The organism is Kitasatospora sp. NPDC052868 (assembly GCF_044547105.1).
Taxonomy (GTDB): Bacteria; Actinomycetota; Actinomycetes; order Streptomycetales; family Streptomycetaceae; genus Kitasatospora.
The window spans coordinates 131333-144783 of the sequence record NZ_JBITZW010000001.1 but is presented as its reverse complement, the minus strand read 5'-3'; the positions used below and the strand labels follow the sequence as shown (position 1 = coordinate 144783).

Here is a 13451-nt window from a genome sequence, read left to right as displayed (position 1 = left end):
GTCACGGGCCCCTAGGGAGTTGACGCGATGCGCCGTCGGCGGTGGAAGCGTGTAATGATCGGCGCCTTCGCGGCCGGCGCCGTGCTTGCCGATGCCGGCGCAGCCGCGGCCCAGGCCGCCGCCTCCACCGAGCAGCTGGCCATCTCCACGCCTCCGGCCGGCAGCGCCGCCTGGGTCGAGGACCACACCTTCGGCCGGTCCCTGCCGGACCCGGCCACCACCACGCCGGCCGCCGCCGCCGACTTCTTCGCCTCGCTCGCCCCGACCGAGCTGGACCGGCTGATCAAGGACTACCCGCTGGTCGTCGGCAACTTCGACGGCGCCCCGGTGGAGCTGCGCTACCGCGCCAACCGGATCGCCCTCACCGCCGAGCGGGACCGCGCCCGGGCCCGCGCCGCCGACCGGAAGGTCGACTCCGACCTCCGCGCGCTGGCCGTCTCGCGCGCCAACGACGTCGACCACCTGCTCGCCCCCGAGCGCCAGGTGCTCGCCTTCGACCCGCGCGGGCGCGGCCTGGTCACCGAGGTCTTCGGCGACCTCGCGGACGCCGACCGGATCTCCGTCCTGGTGCCCGGATCGGACGCCGACCTGGGCCACTTCGACCAGGCCTCCGAGCCGCTGCGCTCCCCCGCCGGGATGGCCCGGGCGCTCTTCGCCGAGGAGCACCGGCAGTCGCCCGGCACCCGGACCGCGGTGATCGCCTGGACGGGGTACGTCACCCCGTCGGGCCTCGGCCCGGACGCCGTCACCTCCCGCCTCGCCGACGTCGGCGCGCCGCGGCTGGGCCGTCTGCTGGCCGGGCTGAAGGAGACCACCCGGCCGGACGCGCCGCCCTCGCTGCTCTGCCACTCCTACGGCACGGTGGTCTGCGGCAACGCCGCGCCGGACATCCCGCGGGCGGCCACCTCGCCGTCCGACACCTCCGGGGTCACCGACCTGATGGTGTTCGGCAGCCCCGGCATGGGCGTGCAGAGCACCTCCGAGCTGGGCGCCGGCGTGCACGTCTGGGCGACCCGCAACGGCAGTGACTGGATCGGCAACGTGCCCTACCTGGAGGTCGGCGGGCTCGGCCACGGCGCCGACCCGACCTCGACCGACTTCGGCGCCGAGCAGATCTCCTCGGCCCGCTCCTCCGGGCACAACGGCTACTTCGTCGCCGGCACCGACAGCCTGCACAACTTCGCGGCCATCGCCCTGGGCCACTACGAGGACGTGGTCCGCCCGGCCCCGGAGGCCTGACCCGGCCCTCCGCAGGAACGCTGGTCCCGCTGGTCCTGGTAGACCCGGGCGGCCTCGGCGGCGGCCCGGGCCATCTCCCGCCGGGCGGCGGGCGGCGAGAGCACCTCGGCGTCCATCCCGAAGGAGAGCAGCGCGCGGACGGCCGCCGGCGACGGGAAGGCCATCGCCAGCTCGACCCACTCCTCGGGGGCCCCGGCGCCCGTCTCCGGCGGCGCGGCGGCGAGCCGGGTGCCGTGGATCCGGATGAACAGGTCCAGCCGCCCGCGCCGCACCCGGACCTTCACCGGCACCTCCTTCGGCAGCCGCTCCACCTGCTCGCGCAGCACCGCCCAGACGTCGCCGAGCCCCAGGCCCGGGCGGCGCCGCACCGGCTCCTCGGCGGCCTCCGCGGCCAGCACCCGGTCGGCCCGGAACAGCCGGGGCTCGCCCTGCAGATCGGCCACCAGGTACCAGACGGCGGCCTTGCTGACCAGGCCGTAGGGGTCGACGGTGTACTCGACCGGGGCGGGCGCGCCGCTGTGCCGGTAGCGCAGCCGCAGCCGCCGGTCGGCGAACACGGCGTGCTGGAGCTCCCCGAGGTCCGGCCCGGCGGGCGGCCCGGGCTGGAGCCAGCGGGCCGGGTCGACCAGGATCCGCTCGCTGATCCGCTCGGCGGCCGGGCGGTGCGGGGCCGGCAGTGCGGCCATCACCTTGCGCAGGGCCGAGCCGAGCGCGCCGTCCAGGCCGAGGTCGCTGTGCGCACCCTGGGCGGAGAGCACGAACAGCGCGCGGGCCTCGTCGGCGGTCAGGCCGCTGACGTCGGTGCGGTAGCCGGGCAGCAGGCTTATCCCGCCGTGCCGGCCGCGCTCGGTGTAGACCGGGACGCCGGCCGTCGAGAGCGCCTCGACATCGCGGTAGATGGTGCGGACCGACACCTCCAGCCGGTCGGCCAGTTCGGTGGCGGGCACCCGGCCCCGGGTCTGGAGCAGCAGCAGGATCGAGAGCAGGCGGTCGGCCTTCATGGCACGAGGATCCCAGAAATCCTGACGCTCCCTGTCAGGTTTTGCCGGGAGATTGCCTCCGAGAAGGAAACCCTTGCGAATCGACGGAGTTGACCCCGCGTGGACACCACCCAGGACCCCCGCCCGCTGTACCTGCTCGCCCTCGGACAGCTGGAGAAGCTGATCGCCGAGGTCACCCCGGAGGCGCTGGGGCGGCCGACCCCGTGTACCGAGTACGACCTGCGGCAGCTGCTCGGCCATGTGGTCGGCGGGGTGCACCGGCTCGCCTACATCGGTGAGGGCGGCATCGCCCACGACGTGGCGGCCGCGACCGGCGATCAGCCGGACGACGGCTGGCCGGCCGCGCTCGGCCGGGCCCGGGCCCGGGTCACCGCCGCCTGGGCGGACGACGCCAAGCTGGACCGCCCGTCCGTCGCGCCCTGGGGCGAGGTGCCGGGCCGGGCGGTGCTGGGCGGCTACATCGTGGAGGCCGTCACCCACTCCTGGGACATCGCCCGGGCGCTCGGCAGCAGCCTCGTCCTGGACGGGCCGCTGGCCGAGACCGCCCTGTCGATCGCCCGGGCCGTGCTGCCGCCCGGCTCGCGCGACGAGACCATCCCCTTCGCCGACGAGCGGACCGCGCCCGAGGGTGCGGACGCCGCCACCCGGCTGGCCGCCTGGCTGGGCCGCGAGGCCTGAGCCGCCGCCGGGTGCCGCCCGCACCCGGCGTTACTCGCGGCCGACCGAGGTGAAGGCCATGTCCGGGTAGCGGTCGCCGGCCACCTGGCCGGCGACCGGCTCCAGCACCGCCAGCTCCTCGGCGGTCAGCCGCAGCACGGCGGCCGCGGTGTTCTCGGCCAGCCGGGCGCGCCGGCGGGTGCCCGGGATCGGGATGACCGCCAGCCCGTGCACCTCCGCGCGCTGGTGCACCCAGGCGAGCGCCACCTGGGCGGTGGTGACCCCGCGCGCCGCCGCGATCTCCCGGATCGGCTCGACCAGCGCCAGGTTGGCCGCCGCGTTCGCACCGTTGAACCGGGGCTGGGTGCGTCGCACGTCGTCCGCCGGCAACTCCTCGGCGGCGGCGAAGGACCCGGTCAGGAAGCCCCGCCCGAGCGGCGAGTAGGGCACGAAGGCGACGCCCAGCTCGGCGGCGGCCTGCACCGCCGAGCGCTCGACGTCCCGGGCGAAGACCGACCACTCGGACTGCAGGGCGGCGATCGGGTGCACCGCGTGCGCCTCGCGCAGCTCGGCCCCGGTCACCTCGGAGAGCCCGAGGTGGCGCACCTTGCCGGCCGCCACCAGCTCGGCCATCGCGCCGACCGACTCGGCGATCGGCACGGCCGGGTTGCGGCGGTGCATGTAGTAGAGGTCGATCACGTCCACGCCGAGCCGGCGCAGCGAGGCGTCCACCGCGGTCCGGATGTACGCCGGCTCGTTGCGGACGGCCCGGTACAGCGGGTCGTCCGCCTTGCGCTCGACGCCGAACTTGGTGGCCAGCACCACCCGGTCGCGGTTGGCCCGGACGAACGGGCCGATCAGCTCCTCGTTGCGCCCTTCGCCGTACTGGTCGGCGGTGTCGAAGAGGGTGACGCCCGCCTCCAGGGCGGCGTCCAGGGTGGCGAGGGCCTCGGCGGTGTCGGTCGGGCCGTAGAACTCGCTCATGCCCATGCAGCCGAGGCCCTGGACGCCCACGGTCGGGCCGTCGGTGCCGAGCTGCGCGGTGGGAAGGACGGGGAGGTTCATGCGCTCTGCTTCTTCCTCTGCGGGCGGTCCGCCGGTGCGCCGCTGTCGGCGATCTTCCCGGCGTAGAGATCGATCTTGTAGTCGATGACGGCGAGGGTCGCGTGGAGGTCGGCGATCCGCTGCCGGACCTCCTCGCGGTGGGCGACCAGCAGGTCGCGCCGGTCCTCGAGGGTCTGCTCACCGCTGCGGGCCAGTTCGACGTACCGGAGCATGTCGGCCACCGACATGCCGGTCAGCCGCAGCCGGCCCAGGAAGGCCAGCCGGTGCAGGTCGGCGTCGCAGTAGCGGCGCCGGCCGGACGCGGAGCGGTCGACCGGGTCGAGCAGGCCGATCCGCTCGTACCAGCGCAGCGTGTGGGCGGTCAGTCCGCTGGCCTCCGCGACCTCGCTGATGCCGTGCCGCGGGGTCCGGTCCGGTTCGCCGGTCGGCGTGTGGAAGACCTGGTCGCAGGTCCGCAGATCCACCTTGATCGACGCGAGCGTTGCCATCTTCCAAACCCCCTGTGGTGAGCGGTGTCCACGACGCTAATGAGTTAGAGCGCACTCCAAGCAAGCCTCCCACGCGGGTACTCCCGGCACCCGGCTCCGGCCCCCGGTTAGAGTCGGGCCCATGGAGAGCTTGCGGATGATCGAGAACTGGCCGGTGCCGAACGCCGCGGTGGCCGTCGTACGGGGTGCGGACGGCGCGGTGCTGGGCGGGCACGGGCCCCAGCAGCACCTCTTCCCGCTGGCGTCGGTGACCAAGCTGCTCACCTCCTACGCCGTGCTGGTCGCCGTGGAGGAGGGCGTGTTCGAGCTGGACTCCCCGGCCGGGCCCGCGGGTTCGACCGTCCGGCACCTGCTGGCGCACACCTCGGGGCTGGCCTTCGACGAGCACCGGGTGATGGCCGAGCCGGGCAACCGCCGGCTGTACTCCAACGCCGGGTTCGACGTGCTGGCGCAGGCCCTGGCGCAGGCCTCCGGCATCGAGTTCGGCCGGTACGCCGCCGAGGCGGTGTTCGAGCCGCTGGGTATGCGCTCGACGCTGATCAACACCGCGCACAAGTCCCCGGCCGGGGCCGGCGGCCTGTCCACGGCGGCGGACCTCGCGCTGTTCGCGGCCGAGCTGCAGTCGCCCAAGCTGCTGGACCCGTCCACCCTGCGCGCCGCCACCCGCGAGGTGGCCTTCCCCGGGACCAGCGGCGTACTGCCCGGCTTCGGCCACCGCCGGCCGAACGACTGGGGCCTCGGCTTCGAGATCCGCGACGGCAAGGCGCCGCACTGGACGGGTACCACCAGCTCGCCCGCGACCTTCGGCCACTTCGGCCAGTCCGGCACCTTCCTCTGGGTCGACCCGGAGGCGGGCGCGGCCTGCGTCGCGCTCACCGACCGGGACTTCGGCCCGTGGGCGGCCGAGGTCTGGCCCGTGCTCACCGACGCCGTGCTGGCCGAACTGCGCCGCTGAGGCCACCCGGTACGGCTGGGCTCCTGGTACGGCTGGGCCCCCGCCCGGTGGCTCAGCCGTACGAGACCGGCGAGTGCATCTCCCAGACCAGCAGCTCGGCGCCCGCCTCGCCGGCCGTCGGGTCGGCGAAGGCGGCGCCGGTGATCCGCACGCTGTCCCCGGGCACCATCGATCGGCCGCCGCCCTGCGGGCCCGGGACGGTGCGGTAGCCGAGCGAACCGGCCGTCAGGTGCGCGTACCGCCAGGCCGCGGCGGGCGGTTGGGGCAGCGGCTGCCAGGGGCCCGCGGTGGCCAGCCAGAGCGCGGCGTCGCCGCGCCGCAGCCGCAGGGCGTCCGTCCCGGCGTCCCGGGCCAGGCCGGAGGCGAGCAGCGTCAATCCGTCGGCGGCCCGCTCCACCCGGCGCAGCCCGTACCCGGGGGCCGCGTCGAACACGTCCGGCTGGAGCCACATCTGGACGAAGCGCACCGGTCCGTCGGCGCCGCCGACGTTGCGCTCGGTGTGGGTGACCCCGGAGCCCGCACTCAGGTGCTGGAGCATCCCGGGCCGGACCACGCCGCTGTGGCCCTGCGAGTCGCGGTGGGCGAGCGCGCCCTCCAGCACCCAGGTGAGGATCTCGGTGTCGCGGTGCTTGTGCTCGGCGAACCCCGCACCGGGCGCGAGCAGTTCCTCGTTGCAGGCGAGCAGTGCGCCGAAGTGGGTGTTCCTCGGGTCGTAGTGGCCCGAGAAGGAGAACGCGTGTCTGGTCTCGATGCCCTCGTCCGGGGTGGAGAGGTAGCGCTCGGCGGCACGGCGCAGGTCGGCGCGGGGGCGGGCGGGGGCGTCGGTCACGGGCCCACGGTAGCGGGTGCGACCACGGCCACCGCGCCTCCTTAACCGGGGGGTGTGCACGAGCAGTCACTCCGGTGAGGCAGTCTTGTCCTTGTGCCAGCCGCCTCCGCGAACTCCAAGAGCGATCCCACCGCCCAGCCCGACAAGGCCGGGAAGAGCCTGACGCCCGGGGCCGGGCGAGACCGGCCGGGGCGCGCGGCGCCACGGCTGACGGCGCAGGAGCGCAGACTCGCGGCCGACCGGGCCGAGCGCCGGGCCGCCACCCTGAAGCGGCTGGAGAAGTCCTCGGGCAAGCTGGCCACGGCCGCGATCTCGCGGATGGACGACCAGCTCGGCTGGTACCGGCGGATGCCGCCGGAGCACCGCTCCTGGATCGGTCTGGTCGCCCAGGCCGGTATCGCCGCCTTCACCGAGTGGTACCGCCACCCGGACGCCCCGCAGGCGATCTCCACCGATGTCTTCGGCACCGCCCCGCGCGAGCTGACCAGGGCCATCACCCTGCGCCAGACCGTCGAGCTGATCCGCACCACGATCGAGGTGATGGAGGAGGCCATCGAGGAGGTGGCCGCCCCCGGCGACGAGGCGGACATGCGCGAGTCCGTCCTGGTGTACGCCCGGGAGATCGCCTTCGCGACCGCCCAGGTGTACGCGCAGGCGGCCGAGGCGCGCGGCGCCTGGGACGCCCGGCTGGAGGCCCTGGTCGTCAACTCGCTGCTCTCCGGCGACGCCGACGAGGGCGTGCTGTCCCGGGCCGCGGCGCTCGGCTGGGGCCAGCCGAGCCAGGTGCGGGTGGTGATGGGCAGCGCCCCGGACGGGGACAGCGAGCTGGTGGTGGAGGCGATCCGCCGAGCCGCCCGGTACGCCAAGCTGCACGTCCTGACCGGGGTGCTGGGCAAGCGCCTGGTGGTGGTGGTCGGCGGCGACAAGGAGCCGGTGCACGCGGCCCGCGCGCTGATCGGCCAGTTCGCGCCCGGCCCGGTCGTGGTCGGCCCGACCGTGCCCGACCTGCTGTCGGCGACCCGCTCGGCGCACGCCGCGGCCGCGGGCCTGCGGGCCTGCGCGGCCTGGCCGGACGCGCCGCGCCCGGTGCTGGCCGACGATCTGCTGCCCGAGCGCGCGCTCGCCGGGGACCAGGCGGCCCGCCGCCAGCTGGTGGAGGAGATCTACACACCGCTGGACGAAGCAGGCTCGGCACTCCTGGAGACCTTGAGTGTCTATCTGGAGCAGGCCTCCTCCCTGGAGGGCGCTGCCAGAATGCTCTTCGTCCACCCCAACACTGTGCGCTACCGGCTCCGACGTGTGACAGACGTCACGGGCTACGCTCCTTCGGACGTGCGTTCGGCGTTCACCCTGCGTATCGCACTGGCGCTGGGCCGACTCGCGGCGACCGGGGAGCAGAACTGACCAGGCTGTAGGGAACTTACAATCCCCGATGCTTTTCTTCGTTACCGTCGCCTACCCGCCCCCGGGCGCCTGGCGAGAGAGGGTTGAACCGTGCTCGTAATCGTCGCCCCTGGACAGGGTGCCCAGACCCCCGGTTTCCTCAGCCCCTGGCTGGAGCTCGACGGTGTCGCCGACCGGCTTCGCGGCTGGTCGGAGGTCGCCGGGCTCGACCTGGTGCACGCCGGTACCGAGGCGTCCGCCGAGGACATCAAGGACACCGCCGTCGCCCAGCCGCTGCTGGTCGCGGCCGGACTGGTCACCGCCCGCGCGCTCTTCCCCGACGAGGACCGCGCCCGTGAGCTGGTCGGCGCCGTGGCCGGCCACAGCGTCGGCGAGATCACCGCCGCCGCCGGCGCCGGGGTGCTCACCGCCCATGACGCCCTGACGTTCGTTCGTGAGCGCAGCCTGGCGATGGCCGAGGCCGCCGCCGCCACCGAGACCGGCATGATCGCCGTCCTCGGCGGCGAGCCGGAGGTCGTGGCCGCCAAGCTCGCCGAACACGGCCTGACCGCGGCCAACAACAACGGCGGCGGCCAGATCGTGGCGGCCGGCACGCTGGCCCAGCTGGAGGCCCTCAAGGCCGACCCGCCGGCCGGTGCGCGGATGATCGCGCTCAAGGTCGCCGGCGCGTTCCACACCGACCACATGGCCCCGGGCGTCGAGCGGCTGGCCAAGCTGGCCCCGACCCTGCCGGTCGCGGACCCGAAGGTCGCGTACGTCTCCAACCGGGACGGCGAGGTCGTGGCCACCGGCGGCGAGGTGCTCGACCGCCTCGTGTCCCAGGTGTCCAACCCGGTCCGCTGGGACCTCTGCATGGAGACCCTCCAGCAGCTGGGTGCGACCGCCGTCATCGAGCTCGCTCCCGCGGGCACCCTCACCGGACTGGTCAAGCGCAACCTCAAGGGTGTGGCGACGCTTGCCCTCAAGACCCCCGCCGATCTGGACAAGGCCCGCGCGATCGTCGCGGAGCACGGCGGTAAGGATCAGGAGACCAAGGCATGAGTGTGCCCCAGATCAAGCCCGTCACCGGCGCCCGCTACTCGCGCATCCACGGCGTCGGCGGCTACCGTCCGGTCCGGGTGATCCCGAACGCCGAGGTGCTGAACTGGATCGACTCCTCGGACGAGTGGATCCGCACCCGCAGCGGCATCGCCGAGCGCCGCTGGGCCGGTCCGGAGGAGAGCGTCGCCGAGATGTCGGTGCAGGCCGCCGGCAAGGCGATCGCCCAGGCCGGGATCACCCCGGACCAGATCGGCGGCGTCATCGTCGCGACCGTCTCGCACCTCAAGCAGACCCCGGCCATCGCCACCGAGATCGCCGAGCGGCTCGGCTGCGGCACCGCCCCGGCCTTCGACATCTCGGCCGCCTGCGCCGGCTTCGGCTACGGTCTGAGCCTGGCCGACGGCATGGTCCGCGGCGGCAGCGCCGGGTACGTCCTGGTGATCGGTGTCGAGCGGCTCAGCGACCTCACCGACCAGTCGGACCGCTCGACCGCCTTCATCTTCGGCGACGGCGCCGGCGCCGCGATCGTCGGCCCGTCCGACACGCCCGGCATCGGCAAGGTCGTCTGGGGCTCGGACGGCTCCCAGAAGGACGTCATCTCGCAGACCGAGGCCTGGGACACCGCCTTCGCGAAGGAGGACGCCGTCAACGGCGTCGGCGCGGAGACCAGGTGGCCGGCCCTGCGGATGGAGGGCCAGGCGGTCTTCCGCTGGGCCGTCTGGGAGATGGCCAAGGTGGCCCAGCAGGCGCTGGACGCCGCCGGGGTCACCGCCGACCAGCTCGGCGCGTTCATCCCCCACCAGGCGAACATGCGCATCACCGATGCCATGATCAAGAAGCTTCAGCTGCCCGACTCGGTGCCGGTCGCCCGCGACATCACCGAGACGGGGAACACGTCCGCGGCCTCCATCCCGCTGGCGATGGAGCGCATGCTGGAGAGCGGCGAGGCCCGAAGTGGCGACCTCGCGCTGATCATCGGGTTCGGGGCGGGTCTGGTCTACGCGGCGGCAGTCGTTACGCTCCCCTAGGCGCGTTTCGCCCCATCCCATCCACAAGCCTGCGTCCGTCCGCCGGGCGGCCGCATTCAACACCGAAGAGGAGCAGCCAGTATGGCTACCAAGGACGAGGTCCTGGAAGGTCTCGCTGAGATCGTCAACGAGATCGCCGGCATCCCGGCCGAGGACGTCGAGGTCGACAAGTCCTTCACCGACGACCTGGACGTCGACTCGCTCTCCATGGTCGAGGTCGTCGTGGCCGCCGAGGAGCGCTTCGACGTGAAGATCCCGGACGACGAGGTCAAGAACCTCAAGACCGTCGGCGACGCGGTGGACTACATCCTCGCCAACGCCTGAGCGATCAACCAGCTCGATGCCTGACCGTCGGTAGGCCCCGTGCCCGCCGACCTTCCGGTCGGGGCGCCCCACCGGGCGCCCCGGCCGGGTCCCACCCCCGGCTCGCCGCCGAACCGCACACGTGAGAGAAGAAGATCCAGTGACCGCTGAAAACCGTACCGTGGTCGTCACGGGTATCGGCGCCTTCACGCCGCTGGGCGGCGATGCCGCCACCACCTGGGAGAACCTGGTTGCCGGGCACTCGGGAGTGGCTCCGCTGACCGACGAGTGGGCCGCCGATCTGCCTGTCCGGATCGGCGCGCGCGTCGCGATCGAGCCGGGCGAGATCCTCCCCCGCCCGCTGGCGCGCCGGCTGGACCGCTCGGCGCAGTTCGCGCTGATCGCCGCCCGCGAGGCCTGGGCCGACGCCGGGTACGAGACCCCGGCCACCGACAACTCCTCCAAGCTCGCCCCCGAGCGCCTGGGCGCCGTGGTCGCCTCCGGCATCGGCGGTGTGGGCACCCTGCTCGACCAGTACGACATCCTGCGGGAGAAGGGCGCCCGCAAGGTCTCCCCGCACACCGTCCCGATGCTGATGCCCAACTCCCCGGCGGCCAACGTCGGCCTGGAGGTCGGCGCCCGCGCGGGTGTGCACACCCCTGTCTCCGCCTGTGCCTCCGGCGCCGAGGCGATCGGCTACGCGATCGAGATGATCCGCACCGGCCGCGCCGACGTCGTGGTGGCCGGCGGCACCGAGGCCGCGATGCACCCGCTGCCGATCGCCGCCTTCGCCAACATGATGGCGATGTCCAAGAACAACGACGAGCCGCAGCGCGCCTCCCGCCCGTACGACAAGGGCCGGGACGGCTTCGTGCTGGGCGAGGGCGCCGGCATCGTCGTCCTGGAGTCGATCGAGCACGCCGAGGCGCGCGGCGCCCGGATCTACTGCGAGGCCGTGGGCCAGGGCCTGTCCTCGGACGCCCACCACATCGCCCAGCCCGAGCCCACCGGCGCCGGCGTGGCGCGGGCGCTCGCCGACCTCTTCGAGCGCAACGACCTGTCCAAGGCCGAGATCGTGCACGTCAACGCGCACGCCACCTCGACCCCGCAGGGCGACACCGCCGAGCTGAAGGCGCTCCGCAAGGAGCTGGGCGACGACCTGGACCACATCGCCATCTCGGCGACCAAGTCGATGACCGGCCACCTGCTGGGCGGCGCCGGCGGCATCGAGACCGTCGCCACCGTGCTGGCGCTGCACCACCGGCTCGCCCCGCCGACCATCAACGTCGAGGAGCTGGACGACGACGTGGACGCGGACATCGTGCGCGACGTGGCCCGTCCGCTGCCCGAGGGCCGGATCGCGGCACTGAACAACTCGTTCGGCTTCGGCGGCCACAACGTGGTGCTGGCCTTCCGCAGCCTCTGACCGAACCCGCGCGAAGGGGCCGGCCGCTCGTACCGAGCGGCCGGCCCCTTCGTCGTACGTCCGGTCTCAGACCACCTGGTGCAGCCAGCGCACCGGGGCACCCTCCCCGGCGTAGCGGAACGGCTCCAGTTCGTCGTCCCAGGGCTTGCCGAGCAGCCGGGAGATCTCCGCCTCCAGGTCGGCGCCCTCGCTGCGGGCGCGCAGCAGGACGGCGCGCAGCCGGTCCTCGGGGATCAGGATGTCCCCGTGGATGCCCGTGACGGCATGGAAGATGCCGAGTGTGGGCGTGCTGCTGTACCGCTCGCCCTCCGCCGTGGCGCAGGGCTCGCTGGTGACCTCGTAGCGCATCAGCTGCCAGCCGCGCAGCGCGGAGGCGAGCTTCGAGGCCGTACCGGGCTCACCCTGCCAGGAGAGCTCGGCGCGCCAGTGTCCGGGTGCGGCCGGCTGGCGGATCCAGTCCAGGCTCACCCGCACACCGAGCACTCCCGCGACGGCCCACTCGACGTGCGGGCACAGCGCGCGGGGCGCGGAGTGGACGTACAGGACTCCACGTGTCGTCACCGGGACCTCCAGGCTGTGGACGAGGGTCGCCTTCCCCAGCTGCCTCGTGTCAGTGCCTGTAGTTGATCCACAGTTACCCACGTTAGCCGACATTAAGCCACTAAATTGAGCAAAACGGACAGGCTTTCGCTCAATGCTAGTCGAATCCTCAACGAGGTCCACCCCTCGGTGGGATCTCTCCCCCGAACGGCCCCATAGGCGGCGCAACCACCGTACCGCGCCTCCCCGCACCGCGGATGACGCACTTTCGGATCCGGCCGGAATGCGGTAGTGCGACCGAACCCCCAGCGCCCGGTACGCAAACCGCCCCGCACGCCCGGGTGGGGCGGCGGGGCGGTCGAGCGGCCCCGGCCAAGGGGTCCTGACGCGGCGTCAGCCGTCGAGGCGAACGACCATCTTGCCGGTGTTGACGCCCCGCAGCAGGTCCAGGAAGGCCTGCGCGGTGTGCTCGAAGCCGTCCACCACGGTCTCCTCGTTGCGCAGCGCGCCGCTCTGCAGCCAGCCGCCGACCTCGGCGACGAACTGCGGCTGCAGGGCGGCGTGGTCGCCCACCAGCATGCCCTCCAGGCGCAGCCGCTTGCCGATCACCAGCGCCAGGTTGCGCGGGGCCACCGGGGCGGAGGTCTCGTTGTACTGGGCGATCGCGCCGCACAGCACGGCCCGGCCGTGCGGGGTGAGCGCGCCGATCGCGGCCTCCAGGTGGTCGCCGCCGACGTTGTCGAAGTACACGTCGATGCCGTCCGGGGCGGCCTTGGCGAGCTGCTCGGCGACCGGGGCGTCCTTGTAGTTGAAGGCCGCGTCGAAGCCGTACTCGTCGACCAGCTTGGCGACCTTCTCCGGGCTGCCGGCCGAACCGACGACCAGTGCCGCGCCCTTGAGCCGGGCGATCTGGCCGACCATCGAGCCGACCGCGCCGGCCGCGCCGGAGACGAAGACCCGGTCGCCCTCCTTGAGACCGGCGACGGCCAGCAGGCCGGCGTAGGCGGTCAGGCCGGTCATGCCGAGCACGCCGAGGTAGGCGGACAGCGGCACGGACGGGTCGACCTTCACCGCGCGCCCGGCGTCCACGGTGGCGTACTCGCGCCAGCCGAGCCCGTGCAGCACCGCGTCGCCCGGGGCGAAGCCCTCGGCCGCGGAGGCGACCACGTAGCCGACGGCGCCGCCGTCCATCGGCTCGCCGAGCTGGAACGGCGGGACGTAGGACTTCACGTCGTTCATCCGGCCGCGCATGTACGGGTCGACCGAGAGGTAGGCGTTGCGGACCAGGATCTCGCCCGGGCCGGGGGTGCGGACCGGCGCCTCGACCAGCGCGAAGTCGGCGGGGGCGGGCCAGCCCTGCGGGCGGGCGGCGAGGTGCCATTCGCGGGCGGTCGCGGGCGCTGCCTGGTCTGCCATGGGTGGTACTCCCTGCTTGCATGAAAGGTTGACTTACTGAAGTAACGATGGACATGAAA

Annotated in this window: 14 protein-coding genes; 8 read left to right on the top strand and 6 right to left on the bottom strand. The window is 73.6% G+C overall.

Annotated features, from left to right (window positions below; translation table 11 throughout):
- The first annotated feature begins 54 nt into the window (after positions 1–54).
- Complete coding sequence (locus ACIGZJ_RS00665; protein WP_392927237.1) at positions 55–1239, top strand: alpha/beta hydrolase; 1185 nt, start codon at positions 55–57, stop codon at positions 1237–1239.
- Here the strand turns inward: ACIGZJ_RS00665 and ACIGZJ_RS00660 are convergent.
- Complete coding sequence (locus ACIGZJ_RS00660) at positions 1203–2240, bottom strand: helix-turn-helix transcriptional regulator (RefSeq protein ID WP_396455255.1); 1038 nt, start codon at positions 2238–2240, stop codon at positions 1203–1205. The two genes, ACIGZJ_RS00665 and ACIGZJ_RS00660, sit on opposite strands and share 37 nt — an antisense overlap.
- A gap of 99 nt (positions 2241–2339) precedes the next feature.
- Between ACIGZJ_RS00660 and ACIGZJ_RS00655 the strand changes: the two genes are divergently transcribed.
- Entirely contained in the window at positions 2340–2918 is a 579-nt protein-coding gene (locus ACIGZJ_RS00655; RefSeq protein WP_396455254.1) for a TIGR03086 family metal-binding protein, read from the top strand.
- Between the two features lie 30 nt (positions 2919–2948).
- On the opposite strand, the gene ACIGZJ_RS00650 is transcribed toward ACIGZJ_RS00655, so the two are convergent.
- The gene (locus tag ACIGZJ_RS00650; protein WP_396455253.1) at positions 2949–3962 is read right to left on the bottom strand and encodes an aldo/keto reductase; all 1014 of its coding nucleotides are present in this window, start codon (positions 3960–3962) and stop codon (positions 2949–2951) included.
- On the bottom strand, positions 3959–4450 hold the full coding sequence (locus tag ACIGZJ_RS00645; RefSeq protein WP_396455252.1) for a MerR family transcriptional regulator: 492 nt from the start codon (positions 4448–4450) through the stop codon (positions 3959–3961). The genes ACIGZJ_RS00650 and ACIGZJ_RS00645 overlap by 4 nt, the downstream gene beginning before the upstream one ends.
- A gap of 121 nt (positions 4451–4571) precedes the next feature.
- Here ACIGZJ_RS00645 and ACIGZJ_RS00640 point away from each other — a divergent pair, with 121 nt between their 5' ends.
- Positions 4572–5405: a serine hydrolase domain-containing protein gene (locus tag ACIGZJ_RS00640; protein WP_396455251.1), complete on the top strand. Its 834-nt coding sequence runs from the start codon at positions 4572–4574 to the stop codon at positions 5403–5405.
- 52 nt (positions 5406–5457) lie between these two features.
- Here ACIGZJ_RS00640 and ACIGZJ_RS00635 read toward each other — a convergent pair whose 3' ends face one another.
- Complete coding sequence (locus ACIGZJ_RS00635) at positions 5458–6234, bottom strand: pirin family protein (RefSeq protein WP_396455250.1); 777 nt, start codon at positions 6232–6234, stop codon at positions 5458–5460.
- Between the two features lie 207 nt (positions 6235–6441).
- Here ACIGZJ_RS00635 and ACIGZJ_RS00630 point away from each other — a divergent pair, with 207 nt between their 5' ends.
- From ACIGZJ_RS00630 to fabF, 5 genes are all read left to right on the top strand, one after another.
- The gene (locus tag ACIGZJ_RS00630) at positions 6442–7638 is read left to right on the top strand and encodes a PucR family transcriptional regulator (protein WP_392928288.1); all 1197 of its coding nucleotides are present in this window, start codon (positions 6442–6444) and stop codon (positions 7636–7638) included.
- 90 nt (positions 7639–7728) lie between these two features.
- Complete coding sequence (locus tag ACIGZJ_RS00625; RefSeq protein ID WP_396455249.1) at positions 7729–8679, top strand: ACP S-malonyltransferase; 951 nt, start codon at positions 7729–7731, stop codon at positions 8677–8679.
- Positions 8676–9707 carry a beta-ketoacyl-ACP synthase III gene (locus ACIGZJ_RS00620; protein ID WP_392927221.1) on the top strand — a complete coding sequence of 344 codons (1032 nt, stop codon included), beginning with the start codon at positions 8676–8678 and terminating at the stop codon, positions 9705–9707. Before ACIGZJ_RS00625 ends, ACIGZJ_RS00620 begins: the two co-directional genes overlap by 4 nt.
- Before the next feature lie 81 nt (positions 9708–9788).
- Positions 9789–10031 (top strand): acyl carrier protein, encoded by a 243-nt coding sequence (locus ACIGZJ_RS00615; RefSeq protein WP_387939906.1) that lies wholly within the window; start codon positions 9789–9791, stop codon positions 10029–10031.
- 139 nt (positions 10032–10170) lie between these two features.
- On the top strand, positions 10171–11436 hold the full coding sequence (gene fabF, locus ACIGZJ_RS00610; protein WP_396455248.1) for a beta-ketoacyl-ACP synthase II: 1266 nt from the start codon (positions 10171–10173) through the stop codon (positions 11434–11436).
- A 66-nt stretch (positions 11437–11502) separates the two neighbouring features.
- Here the strand turns inward: fabF and ACIGZJ_RS00605 are convergent, their stop codons facing one another.
- Both ACIGZJ_RS00605 and ACIGZJ_RS00600 read right to left on the bottom strand, forming a co-directional pair.
- Positions 11503–11997 (bottom strand): DUF3145 domain-containing protein, encoded by a 495-nt coding sequence (locus ACIGZJ_RS00605; protein ID WP_238740953.1) that lies wholly within the window; start codon positions 11995–11997, stop codon positions 11503–11505.
- Between the two features lie 372 nt (positions 11998–12369).
- On the bottom strand, positions 12370–13392 hold the full coding sequence (locus ACIGZJ_RS00600; RefSeq protein ID WP_396455247.1) for an NADP-dependent oxidoreductase: 1023 nt from the start codon (positions 13390–13392) through the stop codon (positions 12370–12372).
- Between the last annotated feature and the right edge of the window lie 59 nt (positions 13393–13451).

Bases quoted from the DNA above. Each gene is read 5' to 3' on its own strand.
- ACIGZJ_RS00665 (WP_392927237.1), top strand. From the start codon at position 55: ATGATCGGCGCCTTCGCGGCCGGCGCCGTGCTTGCCGATGCCGGCGCA.
- ACIGZJ_RS00660 (WP_396455255.1), bottom strand. From the start codon at position 2,240: ATGAAGGCCGACCGCCTGCTCTCGATCCTGCTGCTGCTCCAGACCCGG.
- ACIGZJ_RS00650 (WP_396455253.1), bottom strand. From the start codon at position 3,962: ATGAACCTCCCCGTCCTTCCCACCGCGCAGCTCGGCACCGACGGCCCG.
- ACIGZJ_RS00645 (WP_396455252.1), bottom strand. From the start codon at position 4,450: ATGGCAACGCTCGCGTCGATCAAGGTGGATCTGCGGACCTGCGACCAG.
- ACIGZJ_RS00640 (WP_396455251.1), top strand. From the start codon at position 4,572: ATGGAGAGCTTGCGGATGATCGAGAACTGGCCGGTGCCGAACGCCGCG.
- ACIGZJ_RS00620 (WP_392927221.1), top strand. From the start codon at position 8,676: ATGAGTGTGCCCCAGATCAAGCCCGTCACCGGCGCCCGCTACTCGCGC.
- ACIGZJ_RS00615 (WP_387939906.1), top strand. From the start codon at position 9,789: ATGGCTACCAAGGACGAGGTCCTGGAAGGTCTCGCTGAGATCGTCAAC.
- ACIGZJ_RS00600 (WP_396455247.1), bottom strand. From the start codon at position 13,392: ATGGCAGACCAGGCAGCGCCCGCGACCGCCCGCGAATGGCACCTCGCC.